The organism is Streptomyces sp. NPDC053560 (assembly GCF_044544605.1).
GTDB lineage: Bacteria > Actinomycetota > Actinomycetes > Streptomycetales > Streptomycetaceae > Streptomyces.
The window spans coordinates 276,224-298,772 of record NZ_JBITXI010000005.1; the positions used below are offsets into that span (position 1 = coordinate 276,224).

Sequence of the window (22,549 nt, forward strand, 5' to 3'; positions counted from 1 at the left end):
GGCGGGCCGGGGGCTTCAGCCGTTGCAGTGGCCCGGGCGGGCGTAGACGGAGACGCGGGCGCCGGTGACGTCGCGGCTGGCACAGCGCTCGAAGGCGTCGCGGAGGACCGTGCGCTTGGTGATCTCCCGGGAGTTCTCGTCCTCCGGCTCGCCACGGGGGTCGCCGAGTACGACGATGCGCTCGCCGGCGCGCATCCGGGCCTCGATGCGGTCGGCGGACACCTCCGTGCCGTACAGGGATCCGGAGGCCGCCGGTGACCGGGACAGCGCCAGGTCGGTCAGGCCGCGGAACTGCTCCGGCTCGGACAGCGTCCACACCCGCCGCCGGGCCGGCATGAAGAGCAGTCCGTCGCCGGGCTTCGCCACCTCCCGCACGGCCCGGACGACGGCGGTGGCGTCGTCCTTGCGGCTCTCCGGGTCGCGCAGGTGGACGGAGACGGGCAGCAACCCGGCCAGTACGGCCACCAGCGTCCACACCGTCCGCCGGCGCACCCGCACCGCCGCCCGGGCGACCTCCGATCCACCCCCCGCACCGCCGCCCGCGGCGTCCCCCACGCCGTCCCCCGCTCCGCCGCCCGCGCTGTCCTCCGGGCCGACCCCGGCGCCATCGTCCATGCCGTCCACGCCACCGCCCGCGGCGTCCCGCACGCCGCCGCCCCTCAGCGGCCGTAGCGCCCGGTCAAGCGCGGCGCCCGCCAGGAGGGCGAAGCCGATGACGTAGTAGAGGACGTAGCGGTCTACGTACACCGGCTTGAGCTGCGAGAGCAGCATCAGCGCGGCCTGCGGAACGAGCAGCAGCGGTACGGCGAGCGGCCGCAGCCGCACCGGCCCTCGGGTCCGTACCGGTACGCGCGCGCAGAGCACGCCCACGACCGCCAGCACCGCGAAGGTCACCAGCTGCACGGGGTCGGGCCACAGGATCCAGCTGAGCTGGGCCGACTGGCCCGCGCTGAACAGCGCCGGCGGCGCCAGCCCGACGACCACCACGCCGCCGGCGACGAGCCAGGTGCGGCGGACCGCGGCGCGCGCGGCACCCGGTACGCCGGCCAGTACGACGGTCACGCCGTGTGCCGCGAGCACCAGCACCGCGAACTCGTGCAGCAGACAGGCGACGAGCGTCACGACCGCGTACCCCGCCCACCGGCGCCGCGCGGCCCCGGGCACGCGGAACAGGCCGAGCCACGAGGGCGCGACGGGCCCCACGGCAGCGCTCGCGTCGAGCGCGCGGACGAGGAGGTACGTGGACCAGGTGACCAGCGCGCAGACGAGCGCGTACGAGCGGCCCTCCTGCCCGTACTCCTGGACCAGCGGCAGCACCGGGAAGACCAGCCCCGCCGCGACACCGGCGCGACGCCCGGCCACCCGCGCCCCCAGGAGCGCGACCCCGGCCGCCGCCGCGGTCATCGCCAGCGCGGACGGCAGTCGCAGGGTCGTCACACCGCCGCCGAACACGGCGAACAGGCCGTGCATGAAGAGGTAGTAGAGGCCGTGTACGGCGTCGACGTGCTGCAGCGTGTGCCACAGGTCGGGGAGGCTGCGGTGGGCCATGTCGTACGTGACGACCTCGTCCCGCCAGATGCTGCCCCCGCGGCGGATGCCCCACAGCCCGAGCACGAGCGCCAGCGCACACGGAGCCGCCACGATCCTCACCCAGGGCGCCGCTTCGGCACGTGGGAGGCCCGCGGCCGGCCGGGCGTTCAACGCGGTACCTATGACGGGCTCCTGAGTGACCTTGATGGCCTTAGCGGCCTTAGCGACCTGAGTGCGGGGACCGGGGCTCGCGCCCCGGGACTACGAGCTCTGGAGGGACCCTCGGGCCCGGCAGCGCCGCTTCACATTACCGCCCGGCTGCCGTACCGGGATGAATCACCCCTGTTCCCCCCAACGTCCCGGACATCCCGAACGTCCCCGAACGCGGGAGGGGCCGCTCGCATTTGGTGCGAGCGGCCCCTCCCGGCCGGTTCCGACCCGTCAGCTCACGCGGGTGAGCTTGGCGCCGAAGGTCGGTTCGGTCAGGCCCTCCTGGAGTTCCACGGGCACCTTCACCTGGCCGGGCCCGCTGCCCGCCGTCAGGACGCCGACCTTCGTACCCGCCTTCGCCTCGTGCGGGATGGTCTTTCCGTTGTCCGACAGTCCCAGCTTCACCGTCAGGCCGTTCCAGCCGACCGCCTTGACGTCCTCGGTCACCACGACCGGCGTGGTGCCGCCGAGGCCGTCGTCGACCACGCCGACGACATCGCCCTTCTTCAGGACCGTACGGTCCTCCAGCGCGTCCTGCGTCGTGGTGAGCAGGCCCTTGCTGACGGCGTTGGCGGTGTCGATGATCGGCGTTCGGTGCTGGCCGAGCACCGCGCCGACGATCAGCTGCGTCGTGTCACCGACCTGCTGACGGCCCGCGAAGAGCAGGTTGCCGCCCGCCTTCGAGGTGGAGCCGGTCTTGAGGCCGATCGCGTTGTTGTACGGCGGCAGGGTGTTGTAGTTGCGCCACTGCTTGCCGGACGGGTCCGTCCACGACGGCAGCTTGGTGATGTCGACCAGCGCCGGCATCTCCATCGCCTTCTTGCCCAGCTTCACCTGGTCCTCGGCGGTGCTGACGGTGGTCTCGATCAGACCGCTGGGGTCGGTGTAGGTGGTGTTCTTCATACCGAGTTCCTTGGCGGTGGCGTTCATCTTCTTGACGAACGCCTCCTGGGAACCGGCGTCCCAACGGGCCAGCAGGCGGGCGATGTTGTTCGCGGACGGGATCATGACAGCGGACAGCGCGTCCTTCTGCGTGATCGTGTCGCCTTCCTTGACGGTGTCGAGCACCGACTCGTCGCCGTGCCCGGCGCCCTTCTTGCCGTCCTCCTCGGCCTGCTTGTCGATCCGGATCTTCTTCCCCGGCTTACCGGGCTTCAGCGGATGGTCGCGCATGATGATGTACGCGGTCATCGTCTTGGCGACGCTGCCGATCGGCACCGGCTTCTGATCGCCGTACGAGCCGATCGGGCCGAGCCCGGAGACGTCGACGTACGCCTGGCCCTCGGACGGCCAGGGCATCGACGGCTTGCTGCCGTCGAAGGAGTACGTGGCGTCCGCGGTCAGTGTGAGGCCCGGGTCGGGGAGCGGGCGCACGGCCTGCACGATCACGAAGACGAGCAGGAGCAGCAGGGCCAGCGGAGTCCAGATCTTGAACCGCCGCACGATCGTACGGATCGGGGTCTCCGGCGGCGGCGGAGTGTTGGTGAGCTGCGCCAGCAGGTCGAGCGGGGGCAGCGGCTGCTGCTTCGTACGCTCGGACTCGGGCAGCGCGCCGGGCCCCGCTTCGGGGGCGGCGGACGACGACGGGGCGGCCGGCGGCTGGGGGCCGGCCGGGGACACGGCGGCCGGCATCGCGGCGGTCGCGGCCGGGTCGCCCGGCGACTTGGCGGCTTCCGCCGGGGCCTTGGAGGTGTCCGCAGGGGCCTTGGCCTTGGGGGTGTCCGCGGCGACGCCGGACTTGCCGGTGGGCTTGCTCACGGGCTTCGGCGGCTTCACCGGACGCTCGTCCGTCGACTTCAGCGCGACGAACTGGCTGGTCCGCTCCGAGTCCCGCTCGGCGTCCTTCTTTTCGCCCTTTTCGCCCTTGCCGGCGGCAGCGTCAGCGTTCTTATCGGCTTCGGCCGGCTTCTTGCTCTTGTCGGCGTCGGTCGACTTCTTGTCGGTCAGCTTCTTATCGGCTTCGGGCGCCCTCTCGCCGTCAGCCGACTTCTTGTCAGCCGCCGGCTTCTCGCCTTCGGCTGCCTTCTCGCCGTCGGCCGCCTTCTCGGGGGAGGCGGTGGACTTGCCTTCGGACTCGGCGTCCGCCTTCTTGGCCCCGCCCCCGGCCTCGGACTTGCTCTCGCCCTTGTCCGCGTCCGGGGTGCCGGCCGCGGCCTTCTTCGCGGCGTCGGAGCGCTTCGGGATGGCCGCCGCCGTCGCCTTACGGGCCTCGGCGTCCTTCTTGGTGTCCTTCTTGGCGTCCTTCGTGCCCTTGCCGCCCTCGACGTCCTCGGCGCCCTTCGGCGCGTCCTTGCCGGCGCCCTTCTTGACGCCCTTCGGATTCACGGCAGCAAACACTCGGGTCGCCTCGTCGGCCGGGGGCGACTTCGGGGCCAGCGTGCCGAAAACCGCCGTCGGCTGGTCCACCTGACCGGCGTCCTGCTTGCCCTTGGCTCCCGGCTTCCGTACGGGCAGCCCGGACTCGGCGTCCTCGCCACCCTTCGCCGTACCCTCGCGGTCCTTCGCCGCGTCGTCGGCCTCGGTACCGGCGCCCGTGGCCCCAGCGGCGTCGCCCGCAGGGGTCTTCTCAGCGCCGGAGGGGCCTTCAGAGGCGCCGTCGCGCGCCTCCGCCTTCTCCGCGCCCTCCGCGCCCGTCTCGTCCTCCTGGGCGCCCTTGCCGGCCACCCAGGCGGCCACCGCCGCCTTGAGCCGTGCATCGCCCTTCTCGGGCGCACCCTGCCCGGCGTCAGCCTCCTCGGGGCCTGCCTTCTCCGCGTCCGGCTCCTCGGCGTCCGACGCCCCCGCGTCCTGCTTCCCACCTGCGGCCTTCTTGCCGGCGGCCTTCCCACCACCGGCCTTCTTGCCGCCCGCCGTCGCGTTGTCCGCCGTCGCGGCGACCGCCGACGAAGCGCCCGCCTTCGGGGTCTCCGAATCCGCCGCCCTCGGGCCCTCCGGCTCCGCGTCGTCCCGGCCCGTGTCCGGTGCAACCGAATCCGGCTCCGCCGACGTCTCCGTATCCGTCGGTGCATCGCGGAAGACCGCGAGCCGCGGATCGCGTTCGCTCCCCGCCGTCTCCCCCGACGACTGCTTCTGCTCCGACTTGTCGGGGGACTCGCCCGCCACCGGTGTCTCCTTCGTATGTCGCGCTGCTGCTGTGCCCAGTGTTGCCAAGTGTCCTGTGTGCGAGAAGCGCGGCTGCGCCGCCGCGCGGTCCCGGGCCCGCGTCCTGCTCTCGGAGGCTGTCACCCACGCAGTAGACGAGAACGACATACCTACCGGTTCCCTACCGAATCACCCACGCACTCTCGACAGATGAATGTGAGAGGGGTCACCCTGTCATTCATCCACGCGGGGAGGCATGGATGGGCAGGAGCCGCAGAACAATTCCGGAGGAGCTTCTGCTGCTCGCTTTGGACCCGGCCACGGGAACCACAGCGCAGCCGCAGTCGCTCGACCTCGGTCTGGCCGGGGCCCAGCTAGTGGAGCTGGCTCTGGCAGGACGGATAGCCCCTGACGGGGATCGTATCGCCGTGGTACTTCCACGGCCGACTGGAGATCCGACACTGGACTCCGCACTCGAGTTGCTGCGACGCCGCGGCAGCCCGGTACGCGCGGTCCACTGGATCGGCGGGCCCCGGCTGGGGCTGCGCCAGACCTACCTCACGCATCTGGAGCGGTGCGGCATGGTGCATGCCGTGGCGGGTCAGATGTGCGGGGTACTGCCGACGACTCGCTACCAGGCGACGGACACGGCCATCAGCCGGGAAATCAGGGCCCGGCTGGACAACGCGATCCGCACCGGCGTACCCCCGGACCCGCGGACCGCGGCGCTCGCCGCACTGGCCCACGCGGTCGGTCTCGGCAAGCATCTCTACCCCGGGAACGAAGGGCGCTCGTCGCGCTCTCGCCTCCGGGACCTCATCCGGCACGACCCCATGGGCGGGCTGGTCGCACACGCCGTCATGGACGTGCAGAACGGCGTCGCGGCGCAGCCGAGGCGCGCACCGGCAGCGGGGCCCGCCCCCGGAGCCGGCGGCCGGCAGCCCGCAGCCCGGGCGACGGACGGGACGCCGGGCGGCGTTCCGGTGCAGCCGCGGCGGGGCAGCATGGCCCGCGTCGGCGCCCGTTAGCCGGACGAGCAGGACCAGGACGGACAGGACTCGGCAGCGCAGGATCCGTACGACGGGCCCGGACGGACGGGCCGGCCGGACGCGTTCAGGCGCAGGTCGCAGGACGGGCAGCAGCAGGACGGACATCGGCAGGACGCCGCCGACCCCAGGGCGGCACCGGCCCGAGCGGTGATCACGCGGCAGCAGCGCGCGACGCCCGCCCGAGCGGGAACCCCCGTCCGCGGCAGCAACCACGCAGCACCCCTCACCCACACCGACACCATCGGCAACGTAGCGCCCGGCGACGAACCGCCCGCCAACGCGGCGTACCCGCGAAGTACCCGGCGGCGGAACAGCCGGCGACGCAGTACCCGGCACACACCGCAACACCAGCACCGATACCGGCACAGACACCAGCACCGACAGCACCGTCCCCAGGTCCCGTTCGGGAGCCGCAGCAAGCGCGGGGTGGCGGGCCTGCCGTTCCGGACGACGGCAGACCCGCCACCCCGCGTGCATGTCCGGGACCGACAGGGCCGAGCGGGGCCGGACAAGGCCGAGCAGGGCCACGAAGCCGGAACGGGGCCGGAGAGGGCGGGAGAGGGCCGGAGAGGGCCGTTCCGACGGCCGGCGCCCGGGCGGGGCCTGAGCGCCCCTGGCCGGGCCGCACGCCCGCGCAGGCGGGTCCCACGCCGCGTACGGATTCGCGTACCGCTCACCGGGCGACGCGACGCGTCCGTACGCGCTCCCGGTATCCGCCCGTACGTCGCAGTGGCGGGGTCCGGCCCACCGCATCGCGTAGCGCCTCTCATACCCGCACCTACCTTGTCCGGCCATTTCCCAGCGCGGCGCCGACCGGTGGTGGCAATCTGCTGAACAGGAAAAAACAGCAGTCCGGAGCCGGAGGTGCACGTCCCGTGGCGTCCAATGTGAATCCGACCGTCAGGCGTCGCCGGTTGGGCCAGGAGCTGCGCAGGCTCCGGGAGCTCAAGGGCATGACCGCGGAGGAGGTCGCGGAGCGGCTGCTGGTCTCGCAATCGAAGATCAGCAGGCTGGAGAACGGCCGTCGCAGCATCAGCCAGCGCGATGTCCGCGATCTCTGCGGCGTGTACGAAGTCGAGGATCACCGCATCGTCGATTCGCTGATGCAGATGGCGAAGGACTCCCGCCAGCAGGGCTGGTGGCACGCCTTCGGCGACATCCCGTACAGCGTCTACATCGGCCTGGAGACGGAGGCGGCCTCGCTGCGCGTGTACGAGTCGCTGCTCGTGCCCGGCCTGCTGCAGACGCCCGGTTACGCGGAGTCCGTGATCCCCGGCACCGTCCCGGAACTGGCGCCGGACCAGCTGGAGAAGCGCATCCAGGTGCGCATGCGGCGCCAGGAGCGGGTCAGTGAACCGCACAGCCCGCTGCGGCTGTGGGTCGTGCTGGACGAGAGCGCGCTGCGCCGGGTCGTCGGCAGCCATCTCATCATGCGCGAACAGCTGGAACACCTCGTGGAGATGAGCAAGCTGCCGCACGTGACGGTGCAGGTACTGCCGTACGACACCGGGGCGCACGCCGGGATGTCCGGCACGTTCTCGATCCTGGAGTTCGACGACGCGGCCGACTCCAGCGTGGTCTACATCGAGGGCGTCACGAGCGACCTGTACCTGGAGAAGACCAACGACGTGCACAAGTACACGATCATGTACGAGCACCTGCGGGCGCAGGCCCTCAATGCCGACCAGAGCCGGGAGTTCATCGCCGAGGCCGCCAAGCAGCACGCCGACAGCACGGATTGAGCCGGGCCTGCCCGGCGCCCTCGCAGAGCTGCCACCCGACCGCTGTCACCTGGCAGGAAGTCGCTTTCCCGACGGCCGGGCAAAGGGCTACGGAATGCCGGACGGCGGGCTTCGGAAGGGGAGTGGGGCAAGGTACACCCGCTCCACTTTCCCTGAAAAGAGATCAAGGAATATGCCATACGAATGGGTGACACACCTCTGGCATCGGTGATGTTGGCGCGTAGCGTCATGCATACCGAATCCGCGCCAAGTCGCGGCAACCCAGAGTGAGTCGGAGAGAACATGGCCATTCAGCCCAATTCCGCGTTTTCCTGGCAGAAGTCCTCGTACTCCGGTGGCAACGGAGCCTGCGTCGAGATTGCCGTGCCGGCCGTCCAGGCCATCGCGGTGCGCGACTCCAAGGACCCGGACGGTCCTCGCCTGACGTTCGACAGCGCCGCCTGGAGTACGTTCGTGGCCGAGGTTGGCGCCGGTACGTACGACCCGGCCTGAGCGGGCCGTCGTCTCACCTCTCAGAAGTCCGCGTCCTCCACACGCGTACTGCCCCTCAGCACCTCCCCGTAAAGTTTCACCACCGCACAACTTCATAAGCGCACCACAGCACCAATGCACCACTGCACCACCGCACCACACACAATTTCATCGCTTCACCGCACCACACCGCACCACCGCAAGGAGCCCTCTCGACTGGATCGCCGTCCCGGCCGAGGGGGCTCGGCCCGTTTACCACCGGCCCGCCTCCCCCGCGTGAGCGCCCCGCCCGTCAGCGCAGCTGGTCCACGTAGCGGTCGGTCCCCGGCACCGTCGGGATGAAGGGCGCGACCAGCTCCACCCTCCCCAGCCCGGATGCCGCCACTTCGGTGTCCAGCCCTTCGAAGGTGTCCGCCCAGCAGTCCCGCGGGTCCGCCTCCAGGAACCACAGCAGTGTCAGCCGGGTGTCCACGCCCGCCACCTGCGCCACGTAGGCCATCCGGTCGGCCGGCAGCGGCGTCGGCCGGAAGGCCGTGACGAGCGCCGCCCGTGAGCCCGCGAGCCGGGCCGGCAGCTGCCGCGTACGCAGCCACTCCAGCAGTTCGGCCCGCTGTCCGGGCTCCGCCGCGTCGATCACCTGGAGGACCAGCCCGGCGTACGGATGGTCCAGGGCATGGAAGTCGCGCGGCCCGGCGGCGCCGTCCCGGTACACGGTCGCCTCGTGGTCCTGGAAGGCCGTGAAGACGTGGGTACGGTCCTGGTGGACCCGGTCGTCGCTGTTGAGGCGGCGGTTGATGGCCACCGTCCAGCGCATGTGGTCGTCGTAGCGGCCCTCGGTGAGCCAGTACGTGGACAGGTAGCAGCCGGCCGTGACCGGGCGGGCCACCGCCGACGGGTCCGGATAGCGCAGGAGTTGCAGGTCACGGGTGGCGACCCAGCGGCGCCCCGCGAAGATCCACGGCATGGCCATCGCGCCGGCGATGAAGTGGTCGTCCTCGTACCAGCGGTTGTAGGCATGCTCCTGGCCGGGGTGCGGCTCGACCATGGTGATCAGCGCGTGCCCGGGGCGCACTCCGTACGGCCCGACGGCGGCCAGTTCCCCGTACGTTCCGCTCCTGGTGTCTTCGGTCATGGGCACAGGTGTAGCTGACGCAACGTCAGATGGGGAGGGGCGCGTCGGCGCCGGAGCGGGAGGGGGCGCCGCCCGCGGGCGCCCAGGATGTGGAAGGCCGTGCACGCCGGGCGGATACCGGCATAAGCTCCATGCCCTCTGCAGCTAACGTCTGTTAACGGCGTTGGCGCGGGACGAGTGAATGGAGTCAGCCGTCATGCCGGAAACCGCCACCGCATCCACCCTCGCCGCCTCGGCGCCCGTTCCCGGGCTGGCCGCGCGGGCGTCGCGGACGGGAGCCTCGCCCGTACGGGAGATCCTGGCGCTGACCGCACGGCCCGAGGTGATCTCGTTCGCCGGCGGGCTGCCCGCGCCGGAGCTGTTCGACGCGGCCGGCATGGCCGAGGCCTTCGGGCGGGTGCTGGCCGACCGGCCGCAGCAGGTGCTCCAGTACTCGACCACCGAGGGCGACCCGGCGCTGCGCCGGATCGTCGCCGAGCGGGCCACCGGGCGCGGCCTGCCCACGGACGCCGACGACGTACTGATCACCACCGGCTCGCAGCAGGGCCTCACGCTGCTGTCGACCGGGCTGCTGGAGCCGGGCGACACAGTCGTGGTCGAGGACCCGTGCTACCTCGCGGCCCTGCAGATCTTTTCGTTCGCGGGCGCCCGGGTCGTGCCCGTGCCCTGCGACGACGACGGGCTGATCCCCGAGGCGCTGGACGAGATCGTGGCCCGGGAGCGGCCGAAGCTGCTCTACACCGTGCCGACGTTCCAGAATCCGTCCGGGCGCACGCTGCCCGCCGAGCGCCGGGCCGCGATCGGGGCGGTCGCCGCGCGCCGGGGCATGTGGATCGTGGAGGACGACCCGTACGGCGAGCTGCGCTTCGAGGGCGAGGCGGTGCCGTGGGTGGCGACGTTCCCGGGGGCCGAGGACCGTACGGCGCTGCTCGGGTCGTTCTCCAAGATCCTGGCGCCCGGGCTGCGGCTGGGCTGGCTGCGGGCGCCGGCCGCACTGCGGCGCGCCTGCGTGATCGCCAAGCAGGCGGCGGACCTGCACACCTCCACGGTCGACCAGGCGGCGACGGCACACTACCTGAGGCACGCGGACCTGTCCGGGCACCTGGAGCGGGTGTGCGGCGCCTACCGGGAGCGGCGGGACGCGCTGCTGGCGGGGCTGGCGGACGCGCTGCCGGCGGGGTCGCGCTGGAACCGGCCGGCGGGCGGAATGTTCGTCTGGGCGCAGCTGCCCGCCGGGTACGACGCGACGGAGCTGCTGCCGTCGGTGGTCGAGCACGATGTGGCGTACGTGCCGGGGGCGCCGTTCTTCGCCGGCCCTGCCGACGCGGGGGCCATGCGGCTGTCCTTCGTGACGCACTCCCCGGAGGAGATCCGTGAGGGGCTGCGGCGGCTGGGCGCGGCGCTCCGCTGAGGTGACTCCGGTGGCGCTCCGTGAGGCCGAGTCCCGGTGGTACGCACCGGGCGGCGCCGGGGCGGGTGCCACTGGCAGCACCCTTCCGTGACGGTCCCCTCCGGTCCTACGCTGACGACCCGTCAGCACGGGACCGGAGGGGATTCGCATGCTCCTGCAGGGCAAGACCGTGATCGTGTCGGGCGTGGGGCCGGGGCTGGGGTTCCGGGTCGCGGAGGCCTGCGTACGGGACGGGGCCTCCGTCGTGCTGGGCGCACGTACGGAGGAGCGGCTCGCGGCGTGCGCCGAGCGCATCGATCCGGCGGGCGGCTGGACGGCCTGGCGGGTGACCGACATCGGGGACGAAGCGCAGTGCACGGCCCTTGCGGGGCTCGCGGAGGAACGGTTCGGCGGGGTAGACGCGGTGGTTCACGTGGCCGCGCTGGACGGGCACTTCGGCGGGCTGGGCGACGCGGACTTCGACGAGTGGCAGCGGGTGGTGGACGTCAACCTGTTCGGGACGCTGCGGATGACGCGGGCCTGCCTGCCGTCGATGCGGGCGCGCGGCGGCGGCTCGGTCGTGATGATCGGCACCCAGTCGTCGGTGGCCGCGCCCTCGCAGGTGCGGCAGGCGGCGTACGCGGCGTCCAAGGGGGCACTGGTCTCCGCGATGTACTCGCTGGCGCGGGAGCTGGGGCCGGACCGGATCCGGGTGAACACCGTGCAGCCGGGCTGGATGTGGGGCCCGCCGGTCGAGGCGTACGTACGGATGACGGCGGAGGCCGAGGGGGTGCCGGAGCCGGAGGTGCTGGGCCGGCTCGCGGAGCGCATGGCGCTGCCCGAGCTGGCCACGGACGGCGATGTGGCCGAGGCCGCGGTCTTCCTCGCGTCCGACCGGGCGCGGGCCATCACGGGCCAGTCGTTGCTGGTGAACGCGGGTGAGCTGATGCGGTGACGCGCTTCGGGGCGCGCCGGACCGGCCGGGCGCCCCAAGGGCGCCCCGTACGAACAACCTCCTCTCCGCACCGCACGGGATCCCGCTCCCGTGTGGTGCCGACGCATGCGCGGAGCCTGGCGAAGTGTCCGCTCATGGTGCGGTCGCCGTCGCGCGCACGACAACGAGGCGTGGAGTCAAGAGAGAGTAAAATCGTTCGGTTAGGTGACCCGAGTTCACATCCGTGACCTACGAACCCTCTTGACCAGGCCCCGTACCGACGGTTCAATCCCGGAAGTCCCCACTCCCGCACGGGGGCGCCGCCGAGGCGAAGTGCTGTTGCGTTCTTGCACGTTCACAAGGCGGACCCCTTGGAGGGGGCATGAACGGTCTCGACTGGGCTGTGCTCATCGGATACTTCGGCGTCATGGTCGGCATCGGCGTGTGGTCGCACAAACGCGTCGACGACGTGAGCGACTTCTTCACCGCGGGCGGCCGGATGCCGTGGTGGCTGTCCGGCATCTCGCACCACATGTCCGGGTACAGCGCCGTGATGTTCACCGGGTACGCGGGCATCGCCTACCAGTACGGCATCACCTCGTACGTCACCTGGTCCTTCCCCATCGCGATCGGTATCGCCATCGGGGCCAGGCTGTTCGCCGGCCGGCTCAACAGGCTGCGTTCCCGGCTGCACGTCGCCTCGCCGCTCGAATACCTCAAGTCCCGCTACAACCTGCCCACCCAGCAGGCGCTCGCCTGGTCCGGTGTGCTGCTGAAGATCGTGGACGTGGGTGCGAAATGGGCCGCGATCGCGACCCTGCTGTCCGTGTTCACCGGGGTGTCGCTCAACCAGGGCATCCTGATCACCGGCGCCGTCACGGCCGTCTACTGCACGGTCGGCGGGCTGTGGGCGGACGCGCTCACCGAACTGGGCCAGTTCGTCATCCAGCTGCTGGCGGGCATCGCCATGCTGGTGACCGTGCTGGCCGAACTCGGCGGCGTCAGCGCCCTGTGGACCGTCTGGGACGACCTGCCGGACACCCATACCCAGCCGACCGTGGGCCCGTACACGCTGACCTTCCTGCTCGCGTACCTGTTCATCAAGACCTTCGAGTACAGCGGCGGCATGTGGAACCAGGCGCAGCGCTACATGGCCACCGGCAGCGCCCACGAGGCGCGGCGCTCGGCCCTGCTGTCGGCCGCGCTGTGGTTCGTCTGGCCGGTGGTGCTGTTCTTCCCGATGTGGGTCGCGCCGCTGCTGGTCAAGGCCCAGAAGCCGGACGCGTCGGACTCCTACGCGCTGCTGACCGAGCATCTGCTGCCGCACGGTCTGCTGGGGCTGGTCATCGTGGGCTTCTTCTCGCACACGATGGCGATGTGCTCCTCGGACGCCAACGCCATCGCGGCGGTGTTCACCCGGGACATCGCGCCGGCCGTCTCGGCGAAGGCCCGGGCCTGGTCGCACCGGGCGGGCCTGGTGGCCGCGCGGCTGTCGACGCTGGCCTTCCTCGGCCTGTCGATGGCGATCGCGACGCAGGTCGACTCGCCGGCCTTCGCCGGCATCATCTCCGTCGTGATCAAGTGGGTGGCCGGTCTGGTCGGGCCCATCTCGATCCCGTTCCTGCTGGGCATGCTGCCGGTCTTCCGCAGGTCGGGTCCGGTCGCGGCGCTGACGTCCTGGGCGGCGGGCCTGTTCGCCTTCTGGCTGACGAACTACGGGATCACGGGCGTCTCGCTGCAGATCCAGATCGTCTCGCCGGTCGCCGTCTCACTCGTGCTGTTCGCGCTGATCGGGCTGGTGAAGCCGGAGGACACCCCGGAGCGGGACGCGGTACTGGCCCGGATCAACTCCGACGGGGACGGCGACGGCCCCGGGGGCGCCGCGGCCCTGCCCCTTCCCGAGCAGGGCGCTCCGCAGGGGCAGGAGAAGCCTGTGTGACGCCGCCGGGGGAGGCCTGTGACGCCGGGCCCGATAGGGCCGTCGGGGTCCGTCCTGCGGGAGCGCTTGGCGCAGGTCCTGTAGGAGGGGCCCCGCGCAGGTCTTGTAGGGCGGGCTCCGCGCACGGTCTGTGGGGGGAGGCGGGGGGGGCTACGCCCTCGGGTAGCGCGTCAGCCAGCCCGGGGCCGAGTTGGCGGGGCCGTGGAGGGCGGGGCCCTGGGTCATCTCCATGGCGAAGTCGTCGGCGAGCTGGAGGACGGTGGCGCGGCCCTCCAGCTCGACCAGCCAGACCGGCGGCAGCGCCGTCTCGCCGTGCAGCGTGCCGAGCAGGTTGCCGCAGAGCGCCCCGGTGATGTCGGAGGGGCCGCCGTGATTGACGGCGAGGAGCAGCCCGTGCCGGATGTCCTCGGCGACCAGCGCGCAGTACACGGCGATGGCCAGGGCGCTGCCCGCGTGTCCGGCCTCGCCCAGCGACTCGACCCGGGCGGCGGTGGGCATGCCCTGCCGCACGGCGCCCAGCGCCCGCTTGAGCGCGTCGGTGGTGTCCTCGTGGCCGGGGCGGGTCGCGAGGTGCGCCAGCGCCTTCTGGACAGCGCTGTCGAGGTCCTCGCCGCGGGCGAGGGAGTGGACGACCACGGCGTACGCGCCGGCCGCCAGATAGCCGGTGGGGTGGCCGTGGGTCTGCGCCGCGCACTCCACGGCGAGCTGGAAGACCAGCTGGGGTTCCCAGCCGACCAGCAGTCCGAAGGGCGCCGAGCGCATCACCGCGCCGCCGCCGTCGGCCTGGGGGTTGCGGGGCGCGTCCAGGGTGCCCATCACCTGGTCGCCGAGGCCGGTGAGGCAGTCGCGGGCGGGGTCGCGGCGGGCGTAGAGCCACTCCTCGCGGGCCAGCCAGCCGTCGTCCGAGCGGCGCTCGTCCGGGCCCCAGTCGTGCTGTGTGACGGCCCAGCGGCGGTACGCGCGGTACAGGTCGGTGGGCGGGTGCCAGGCGCCGGTGTCGCGGCGTACCTGGGCCCGGATGAGGCCGTCGACGGTGAAGAGGGTGAGCTGGGTGGCGTCCGTGACGGCGCCGCGCCGTTCGAAGACGGCCACGTAGTCGGTCAGCCCCTCGGCGCCGTGCGCCTGGCGGAGGGCGTCCAGGGAGGCTCCCGCCGCGCCGGCCCCGAGGGCGTCGCCGATCGCTCCGCCCAGGAGGCAGCCGCGTACCCGGCTGCGGAAGTCCTGCTGCTCGGCGCGGCCCCAGATGGCGTTCGCGCTCACTGTGTCCCTCCCGGCACTGCGCCCTCCCGGACCGTGCGGCCGCGCCCGGCGCCCTTTGGCGCCCGTCTGACGCAGGGCACTGTAATAGACAAAGATTCGGCCATCAGAGGGCAGGAAGGGAATGCGAAGAGGTACCCATCGGGCGGCTTTTGATCGTTAACGGAACTTTCCGTTCACCTGTGCAATATGGGCACAGCAGTCATCCTCCGCCCCCGCTGTGGGCATGCTCCGTCCATGTCCGAGTACGAGTGGGACCGCACGACCATGGCCGTCGTCGCGTGCGCGCTGGCCGGAGACAGCGAGGGGGCGGTGGAGCTGCTGCGGCCGCTCCCCCAGCGCGACACCTGTCACATCGCCGTACGGCTCGCGGCGATGGCGGCCGACGCGCTCATCAGCGCGGCCGAGGACGCCGGCGGCGACCGGGCCGAAGCCCTGGCCCGCTGGCAGCAGTGCATCCTCCAGCACGAAACGGAGCACGGCGGCGAGGGCTGAGGCGGGCGGGCCGCCCGGTGGCCGGGCGGCCCGGCGCCGCTACTCCAGCACCGGCAGCAGCTCCGGCAGATGCCCGTCGGAGCGCCTGGCCGCCTCCTGGCGCTCCTCGGGCACGGGCCCGTACGTGGTCGTCCGGGCACGGGCCGGACGCCCCGCCTCCTCGGCGATGGCGACCAGGTCCCGCACCGAGCGGTAGGAGCCGTAACTGGACCCGGCCATCCGGGAGATCGTCTCCTCCATCAGCGTGCCGCCCAGGTCGTTGGCGCCCGAGCGCAGCATTTCGGCCGCGCCCTGGGTGCCGAGCTTGACCCAGCTGGTCTGGATGTTGGGGATGTACGGGTGCAGCAGCAGCCGTGCCATCGCGGTCACGGCACGGTTGTCGCGCGCGGTGGGTCCCGGGCGGGCGATGCCCGCCAGGTAGACCGGCGCGTTGGTGTGGATGAACGGCAGCGTCACGAACTCCGTGAAGCCCTCGACGCCCTTCTCCCGTGCCGAGCGCTGGATGTCGGCCAGCAGCCGGAGGTGGCCGAGCCAGTGCCGGGGCTGGTCCACGTGCCCGTACATCATCGTCGAGGACGAGCGAAGGCCCAGTTCGTGGGCGGTCTTGATGACCTCGATCCAGGTGGCCGTGGGCAGCTTGCCCTTGGTCAGCACCCAGCGCACCTCGTCGTCGAGGATCTCGGCGGCCGTACCGGGGATCGAGTCGAGCCCCGCCTCCTTGGCAGCGGTCAGCCACTCCCGGATGGACATCCCCGTACGCGTCGCGCCGTTGACGACCTCCATGGGCGAGTACGCGTGGACGTGCATCCCCGGGACGCGTTCCTTCACCGCCCGCGCGATGTCGAAGTACGCGGTGCCGGGCAGGTCGGGGTGGATGCCGCCCTGCATGCACACCTCGGTCGCGCCCACCTCCCACGCCTGCTGGGCGCGGTCGGCGACCTGGCCCAGGGAGAGCGTGTACGCGTCGGCGTCCGTACGGCGCTGCGCGAAGGCACAGAACCGGCAGCCGGTGTAGCAGACGTTGGTGAAGTTGATGTTGCGCGTGACGATGTACGTGACGTCGTCGCCCACGGTGGCCCTGCGCAGGTCGTCCGCGATGCCGCAGAGCGCGTCCAGGGCCGGCCCGTCGGCGTGCAGCAGGGCCAGCGCCTCGTCGTCGCTCAGCTTCGTGGGGTCGTCCGCCGCCTGCTTCAGTGCGGCCCGTACGTCGGTGTCGATGCGCTGCGGCACCATCCCGGGGGCCGCCGCCTCCCGCAGCGCCTCCCAGTCGCCGTACACCTCGTCGAAGTCGTTCCGGCGGTCACCGGTGCGGCCCTCGGTGTCGATGGTGCGGTGCAGGTCCGTACGGCCCGAGCCGTGCAGCGAGAACTCCTCGTCCGGCTCCTGCCAGGGGCGCCCCTCGACCACCGCGTCCTCGCGCGCGAGGCCCGTCTCCGGGTCGGCGAGCGCCCGTACGTGCGGCACCAGCCGCGGGTCCAGCCAGGGCTCGCCGCGCAGCACGAACTCCGGGTAGACGGCGAGACGTTCCTTCAGCTCGAAGCCGCTCTCCGCGGAGCGCGCGGCCAGCTCCTCGATCCGGGGCCAGGGGCGCTCGGGGTTGACGTGGTCCGGGGTGAGCGGCGAGACGCCGCCCCAGTCGTCGATGCCGGCCCCGATGAGCCGCCCGTACTCCGCGTCCACGAGGTTCGGCGGCGCCTGAAGGCACCCCGACGGGCCCATGATGTGCCGCGCGACCGCCACGGTGGCGACCAGCTCGTCCAGCTCGGCGTCCGGCATGCCGCGCATCGCGGTGTCCGGCTTGGCGCGGAAGTTCTGGATGATCAGCTCCTGGACGCCGTGGTACGCCCGGGAGACCCGGCGCAGCGCGAACAGCGAGTCCGCGCGCTCCTCGTACGTCTCCCCGATGCCGATCAGCAGGCCGCTGGTGAAGGGCACGGAGCTGCGCCCGGCGTCCTCCAGGACGCGCAGCCGCACCGCGGGCTCCTTGTCGGGCGAGCCGTAGTGCGGGTTGCCGGGCTCGCTCCACAGCCGCTCCGAGGTGGTCTCCAGCATCATGCCCATCGAGGGCGCGACCGGCTTGAGCCGCTGGAAGTCCGTCCAGGACATGACGCCCGGGTTCAGATGGGGCAGCAGCCCGGTCTCCTCCAGGATGCGGATCGCCATCGCCCGCACGTAGGCGAGCGTGTCGTCGTACCCCTCGGCCTCCAGCCACTCGCGCGCCTCGGGCCAGCGGTCCTCCGGCTTGTCCCCGAGGGTGATCAGGGCTTCCTTGCAGCCCATTTCGGCACCGCGGCGGGCGATGTCCAGGACCTCGTCCGGGGACATGAACATCCCGTGCCCCTCGCGTCGCAGCTTGCCGGGCACGGTGGCGAAGGTGCAGTAGTGGCACTTGTCGCGGCACAGACGGGTGAGCGGGATGAAGACGCTCTTGGAGTACGTGATGACGCCGGGGCGGCCCGCGGCGTCCAGCCCCGCGTCCCGCACCCGGGAGGCGGAGGCACACAGATCGTCCAGGTCGTCGCCGCGCGCCTGGAGGAGCACGGCCGCCTCGGCCACGTCCAGCGCGACGCCGTCCCGTGCGCGCTTCAGCGCCCGGCGCATGGCGTTCGCGGTCGGCGCGGGGCGCCGGTTTCCCTGCGGAGGCTGCTCGGCCCCCTGCGGTGGCTGCTCGGGTCCCTGCGGGCTGGAAGTCATTCTCCGAGGATACGAGCGGGTGGCAGGGCGACCGGCAGGCCATCGAGGCCGTTTTGTGTGCTAATGATCACCCCAGCCGGAGGTTCCCTCCGGGTTCCGTCCGGGCAGGCGCCGGGCCACCCCGCGCCGCACGCATCTCACCGGCACCGCACCGCGCGCGCCTCCCCCGGCGGCTCACCGCACCCGTCTCACAGGTGCTCCGCGTACGCGTCGAGCGTCCGCAGCACCTCACCCTCGCCCGCCGGCGGCAGCTGCACCACCACCTCGTCCACGCCCAGCTCCTGAAAGTGCGCCAGCTTCCCCGCCGAGGGCCGCACCGCGTACGGGACGACCACCGGCTCCCCCTCCCGGCCGGCCTCCGTCCACACCCGGCGCAGCTCCGGCACCGCCTCGGTAAGGCCTCCGCCGCCGATCGGCAGCCAGCCGTCCGCGTACTCCGCGATCTGCGCGAACAGCTTCGGCCCCGCCGCGCCGCCGACCAGGATGCGCGGCGCGCCCTTCACCGGCTTGGGATACGCGTGGCTCGCCCGCACCGACCCGAAAGTCCCGTCGTACGCCGTCGGTTCGTCCGCCCACAGCGCCCGCATCAGCGCGATCCGGTCCTGGGTGAGCGCCCGCCGCGACGCCCACTCCACGCCGTGATCCGCGGCCTCCTCCACGTTCCAGCCGAAGCCGACGCCCAGCGTGAACCGCCCGCCGGAGAGGAAATCCAGCGTCGCCACCTGCTTCGCCAGGTCGATCGGGTCGTGCTGGGCGACCAGCGTGATGCCCGTGCCCAGCGCCAGCCGCTCGGTGACGGCCGCCGCCTGGCCCAGCGCGACGAACGGGTCGAGGGTACGGCCGTACTCGCGCGGCAGCGGCTCGCCCATCGGCGCCGGCGTGTCCCGGGAGGCCGGGATGTGGGTGTGCTCGGGCAGATACAGCCCGGCGAACCCGCGCTGCTCCAGCTCGCCGGCCAGCCGCACCGGCCGGATGGTCTCGTCGGTCAGGAAGATCGTCGTCGCGATCCGCATGGTGTCGCCTCCGCGTCGGCCGTCCTGCTCAGGAAGGTGTGAGCGCATGTTGCCGCACCTTCGCCGGGTTATCCACAGGCCTTTCCGTCTGTGTCACACCCGCGTACAACAGTTTTCACACGACGCGGGAGAGACCCGGAAGAACCGACGGAGGAGCTGCGATGGACCGGCGCGACATCCTGAGACTCGGTGCCGTCGCGGGCGCCACCGGAGCACTTACGCTCGGCCCCGTGAACTTCGCAGGCGCCGAGGCGCGCACGGACGGATCCGCCGGGGACGACGGACCGGCCGAGGAGACCCGGACCGTCTCCGGCCACCTCCCGACCGGCGCACCCGATTTCGTGTACGTCCCGGTGGAAGTCCCGCGCGGCGTCCGCGAGATCGCCGTCTCGTACCGGTACGACAAGCCGACCGTCCCCGCGGGTACCAACGGCAACGCCTGCGACATCGGCATCTTCGACCAGCGCGGCACGGAACTGGGCGGCGCGGGCTTCCGCGGCTGGTCCGGCGGGGCGCGCACGGAGTTCTTCCTCCGCGCCGACGCCGCGACGCCCGGCTACCTCCCCGGCCCGGTCCGCCCCGGCACCTGGCACATCGTCCTCGGCCCCTACACCGTCGCGCCCCAGGGCATGGACTACGAGATCACCGTGACGCTGCGGTACGGCGCGGCAGGCGAGACGCCGAAACCGGTGTACCCGCCCGAGCGCGCCAAGGGCCGCGGCCGGGCGTGGTACCGCGGCGACAACCACCTCCACAGCATCCACTCCGACGGCAGACGCACCCCGGCGGAGATCGCCGCCCTCGCCAGAGCGGCCGGCCTGGACTTCCTCACCACCACCGAGCACAACACCACCTCCGCCCACAGCGCGTGGGAGGGGCTGTGGGGCGACGACCTCCTCATCCTCACCGGCGAGGAGATCACCACGCGCAACGGCCACGTGGTCGCCATGGGCACCGACCCCGGCGTCTTCGTGGACTGGCGGTACCGCGCCCGGGACAACGCCTTCGGGAAGTTCGCACGCGTCGTCCGCCGGGCGGGCGGCCTGGTCATCCCCGCGCACCCGCACGCCACCTGCATCGGCTGCAACTGGAAGTTCGGACTGAACGAGGCCGACGCAGTGGAGGTGTGGAACGGCCCGTACACCGCGGACGACGAGATCACGCTCGCGGAGTGGGACAACACGCTGGTCGCCCACGCCCAGGGGCGCGGCGCGTGGCTCCCCGCGGTCGGCCACAGCGATGCCCACCGCGACCCGGACGTAGTGGGCCTCCCGCAGACCGTCGTCCTCGCCGACGACCTCTCCCGGCAGGCCATCCAGGAGGGCATACGGGCGGGCCGCGTCTGGATCGCCGAGTCCGCGAAGATCGGCCTCTCCTTCACCGTCACCGGGGAGCGCGGAGAGCACGCCAACATCGGCGAGCGGCTGCGGGTGGCCGGTACGTCCGCGGTGACCGCCCGGCTGGAGGTGAGCGGCGCCCCCGGCTGCACGGTCTCGTACGTCACCGACCAGGGCCTGCGGTACTCCGAACCGCTGCCGGACTCCGGCTCCGGCACGGTCACCTGGCCTACCACGGCCGACAACGCCGCCTACATACGCGCCGAGGTCCGCCACCCGGCGACGACAACGGGCCTCCCGGGCCCGATGGCAGCCCTGACCAACCCTGTGTTCGTGGGACGGGGGTGAGGGGGGCCGGGTTGGGCTAGGGGGCCGCCGGGCTTGAGGGGCGGGGGCGGGGCGGGGGGCGGGGGCGCGGAGAGCTGCCCTTGAGAGGGCAGCCGTCCTTGAGCGGGCCGTCCTTGAGAGGGCTGCCCTTGAGCGGCGGGGCGGGGAGGAGGGGGTGGGGTGGGGGCGGGGGGGGAGCCCCCCCCGGGGGGGAAGGGAAACCTACAGCTACGTGGACCCTCAGGGCCCAACATGCCAAGCCCGCACGCCCCGCCTCAGCCCCCGCAGGCCCCCGCACGCCCCTCCTCAGCCCCCGCAGCCCCCCTCAGGCCCCCTCAGTCCTCCACCACCAGCGCCGGAGTGTTCCGGGTCAGGACCTCGCCGCGGAAGAAGGCCGGGCTGCGGCGCTGCATGACGAGCATGAGGACCAGGCCGAGTACGAGGAGGCCGACGCCGATGACGAAGACCGAGCCGACGCCGAGGACGGAGCTGCCGGTGCCGTAGGCCGGGTCCCAGATGTCGACGAGCGTCTTCACGAAGACGCCGGTCAGCAGCAGTCCGCCGAGGGCCGGGAAGACGCCCTTGAAGATCAGGTCGCGGACGGAGTTCCGCAGGTCGGAGCGGAAGTACCAGGCGCAGGCGAAGGCCGTGATCGCGTAGTAGAAGCAGATCATGAGGCCGAGCGCGTAGATCGTGTCGACGAGGACGTTCTCGCTGAGGAAGGTCATCACGGCGTAGAAGACGCCGGTGGCGACGCCCGCCGCGATGGTGGCCCGGCCCGGGGACCGGAACCGCGGGTGGATGCGGGCGAAGGAGGCCGGCAGCGCCTCGTACGTGGACATCGCCAGGACTGTACGGGCGACCGGAATGAAGGTGGTCTGCAGCGAGGCGGCGGCCGAGGCGAGTACGGCGACGAAGAGCAGCACGCCGAGGGCGGAGCCCATGACCGGTCCGGCGAGGGTCGCGAAGACGTTGTCCGAGGTGTCGGGGTTGCCCAGGCCCAGGCCCTTGGTGCCGACGCCGGAGAACATCTGCGCGGCCACCGCGGTGGTCAGGTAGGAGCCGATGAGGACGACCATGGCGAGCATGGCGGCGCGGCCGGGGGTCTTCTCGCTGCCGGAGGTCTCCTCGTTCACGGTGAGGCAGGTGTCCCAGCCCCAGAACATGAAGATCGAGAGGGAGAGTCCGGCGGTGAAGGACGCGAACGACTTGACCTCGAAGGGGTTCAGCCAGGACCAGTGGAAGTCGATGGAGCCGGTGAAGTCACCGGCCCTCGCCTTGCCGATGGCCATCGCGACGAAGACGACCAGGACGGCGAGCTGCAGTCCGACCAGTGCGTACTGGATGCCTTTGGTGGTGGTCACACCGCGGTAGCTGATCGCGGTGGCGATGGCGACGAAGGCGAGGCAGGTCAGTACGTGGACGGGTTTGTTGCCGTCCAGGGAGGCGATGGAGTCGCTGCCGGTGAGCTGGCCGAGGAGGAGGTAGAAGAACGAGGTGGCGACGCCGGCGAGGTTCGACAGCACGATGATCGTCGCGATCACGAGGCCCCAGCCGCACATCCAGCCGACGCGGGGCCCGAAGGCCTTCACCGTCCAGGTGAAGGAGGTGCCGCAGTCGGGGACGGCCTTGTTCAGCTCGCGGTACGCGAATGCGACCAGCAGCATCGGCAGGAAGCCCGCGAGGAAGACCGCGGGCATCTGGAGGCCGACCTCGCCGACGGTGGGGCCGAGGGTGGAGGTCAGGCAGTAGACGGGCCCGACGGTGGACACGCCGATGACGGCGCTGCCCAGCAGGCCGACGGAGTTGCCGCTGAGGCCTTTGCTGCGGGTTTCGCCCGATGCGTCGCCATTGACGCTCGTTACCGTGTCTCCGGCCGGTGGCCGAGGGTCTACCTGAACCATGAACAGGACGTTAAGCGCTGCTGTATTCGTATCCGGATGATCGG

General features: G+C 72.0%; 15 protein-coding genes. 8 read left to right on the forward strand and 7 right to left on the reverse strand.

Annotated elements, in window-relative coordinates; genetic code table 11:
* Positions 1 to 15: 15 nt before the first annotated feature.
* Positions 16 to 1,641: a hypothetical protein gene (locus ACIGQF_RS13890; RefSeq protein WP_399709444.1), complete on the reverse strand. Its 1,626-nt coding sequence runs from the start codon at positions 1,639 to 1,641 to the stop codon at positions 16 to 18.
* Between the two features lie 330 nt (positions 1,642 to 1,971).
* The gene (locus tag ACIGQF_RS13895) at positions 1,972 to 4,842 is read right to left on the reverse strand and encodes a hypothetical protein (RefSeq protein WP_399709447.1); all 2,871 of its coding nucleotides are present in this window, start codon (positions 4,840 to 4,842) and stop codon (positions 1,972 to 1,974) included.
* 239 nt (positions 4,843 to 5,081) lie between these two features.
* Here ACIGQF_RS13895 and ACIGQF_RS13900 point away from each other — a divergent pair, with 239 nt between their 5' ends.
* The 3 genes from ACIGQF_RS13900 to ACIGQF_RS13910 all read left to right on the forward strand — a co-directional run bounded on the left by ACIGQF_RS13900 (position 5,082) and on the right by ACIGQF_RS13910 (position 8,104).
* Entirely contained in the window at positions 5,082 to 5,849 is a 768-nt protein-coding gene (locus tag ACIGQF_RS13900) for a GPP34 family phosphoprotein (protein ID WP_361558509.1), read from the forward strand.
* A gap of 896 nt (positions 5,850 to 6,745) precedes the next feature.
* Positions 6,746 to 7,612 (forward strand): helix-turn-helix domain-containing protein, encoded by an 867-nt coding sequence (locus ACIGQF_RS13905; protein ID WP_399709451.1) that lies wholly within the window; start codon positions 6,746 to 6,748, stop codon positions 7,610 to 7,612.
* 282 nt (positions 7,613 to 7,894) lie between these two features.
* Positions 7,895 to 8,104 (forward strand): DUF397 domain-containing protein, encoded by a 210-nt coding sequence (locus ACIGQF_RS13910; protein ID WP_399709454.1) that lies wholly within the window; start codon positions 7,895 to 7,897, stop codon positions 8,102 to 8,104.
* Positions 8,105 to 8,375: 271 nt separating this feature from the next.
* On the opposite strand, the gene ACIGQF_RS13915 is transcribed toward ACIGQF_RS13910, so the two are convergent.
* Entirely contained in the window at positions 8,376 to 9,215 is an 840-nt protein-coding gene (locus ACIGQF_RS13915; protein WP_399709457.1) for a hypothetical protein, read from the reverse strand.
* A gap of 196 nt (positions 9,216 to 9,411) precedes the next feature.
* Between ACIGQF_RS13915 and ACIGQF_RS13920 the strand changes: the two genes are divergently transcribed.
* The 3 genes from ACIGQF_RS13920 (at position 9,412) to ACIGQF_RS13930 (ending at position 13,478) form a co-directional block, all read left to right on the forward strand.
* Positions 9,412 to 10,626 carry a PLP-dependent aminotransferase family protein gene (locus ACIGQF_RS13920; RefSeq protein WP_399709460.1) on the forward strand — a complete coding sequence of 405 codons (1,215 nt, stop codon included), beginning with the start codon at positions 9,412 to 9,414 and terminating at the stop codon, positions 10,624 to 10,626.
* A 148-nt stretch (positions 10,627 to 10,774) separates the two neighbouring features.
* Positions 10,775 to 11,560 carry an SDR family oxidoreductase gene (locus tag ACIGQF_RS13925; RefSeq protein WP_399709463.1) on the forward strand — a complete coding sequence of 262 codons (786 nt, stop codon included), beginning with the start codon at positions 10,775 to 10,777 and terminating at the stop codon, positions 11,558 to 11,560.
* Between the two features lie 361 nt (positions 11,561 to 11,921).
* On the forward strand, positions 11,922 to 13,478 hold the full coding sequence (locus ACIGQF_RS13930) for a sodium:solute symporter family protein (protein ID WP_399709466.1): 1,557 nt from the start codon (positions 11,922 to 11,924) through the stop codon (positions 13,476 to 13,478).
* Between the two features lie 150 nt (positions 13,479 to 13,628).
* Here the strand turns inward: ACIGQF_RS13930 and ACIGQF_RS13935 are convergent, their stop codons facing one another.
* Positions 13,629 to 14,738 (reverse strand): ADP-ribosylglycohydrolase family protein, encoded by a 1,110-nt coding sequence (locus tag ACIGQF_RS13935; RefSeq protein WP_399709469.1) that lies wholly within the window; start codon positions 14,736 to 14,738, stop codon positions 13,629 to 13,631.
* 234 nt (positions 14,739 to 14,972) lie between these two features.
* Here ACIGQF_RS13935 and ACIGQF_RS13940 point away from each other — a divergent pair, with 234 nt between their 5' ends.
* Positions 14,973 to 15,230, forward strand: coding sequence for a hypothetical protein (locus tag ACIGQF_RS13940; protein WP_361558486.1), 258 nt, complete (start codon positions 14,973 to 14,975; stop codon positions 15,228 to 15,230).
* A 39-nt stretch (positions 15,231 to 15,269) separates the two neighbouring features.
* On the opposite strand, the gene ACIGQF_RS13945 is transcribed toward ACIGQF_RS13940, so the two are convergent.
* Positions 15,270 to 17,924, reverse strand: coding sequence for a bifunctional FO biosynthesis protein CofGH (locus tag ACIGQF_RS13945; RefSeq protein WP_399709473.1), 2,655 nt, complete (start codon positions 17,922 to 17,924; stop codon positions 15,270 to 15,272).
* 188 nt (positions 17,925 to 18,112) lie between these two features.
* The gene (locus ACIGQF_RS13950; protein ID WP_399710140.1) at positions 18,113 to 18,937 is read right to left on the reverse strand and encodes an LLM class F420-dependent oxidoreductase; all 825 of its coding nucleotides are present in this window, start codon (positions 18,935 to 18,937) and stop codon (positions 18,113 to 18,115) included.
* Between the two features lie 161 nt (positions 18,938 to 19,098).
* Here ACIGQF_RS13950 and ACIGQF_RS13955 point away from each other — a divergent pair, with 161 nt between their 5' ends.
* Positions 19,099 to 20,622 carry a CehA/McbA family metallohydrolase gene (locus tag ACIGQF_RS13955; protein WP_399709476.1) on the forward strand — a complete coding sequence of 508 codons (1,524 nt, stop codon included), beginning with the start codon at positions 19,099 to 19,101 and terminating at the stop codon, positions 20,620 to 20,622.
* A 314-nt stretch (positions 20,623 to 20,936) separates the two neighbouring features.
* Here ACIGQF_RS13955 and ACIGQF_RS13960 read toward each other — a convergent pair whose 3' ends face one another.
* Positions 20,937 to 22,505: an APC family permease gene (locus tag ACIGQF_RS13960; RefSeq protein WP_399709479.1), complete on the reverse strand. Its 1,569-nt coding sequence runs from the start codon at positions 22,503 to 22,505 to the stop codon at positions 20,937 to 20,939.
* Between the last annotated feature and the right edge of the window lie 44 nt (positions 22,506 to 22,549).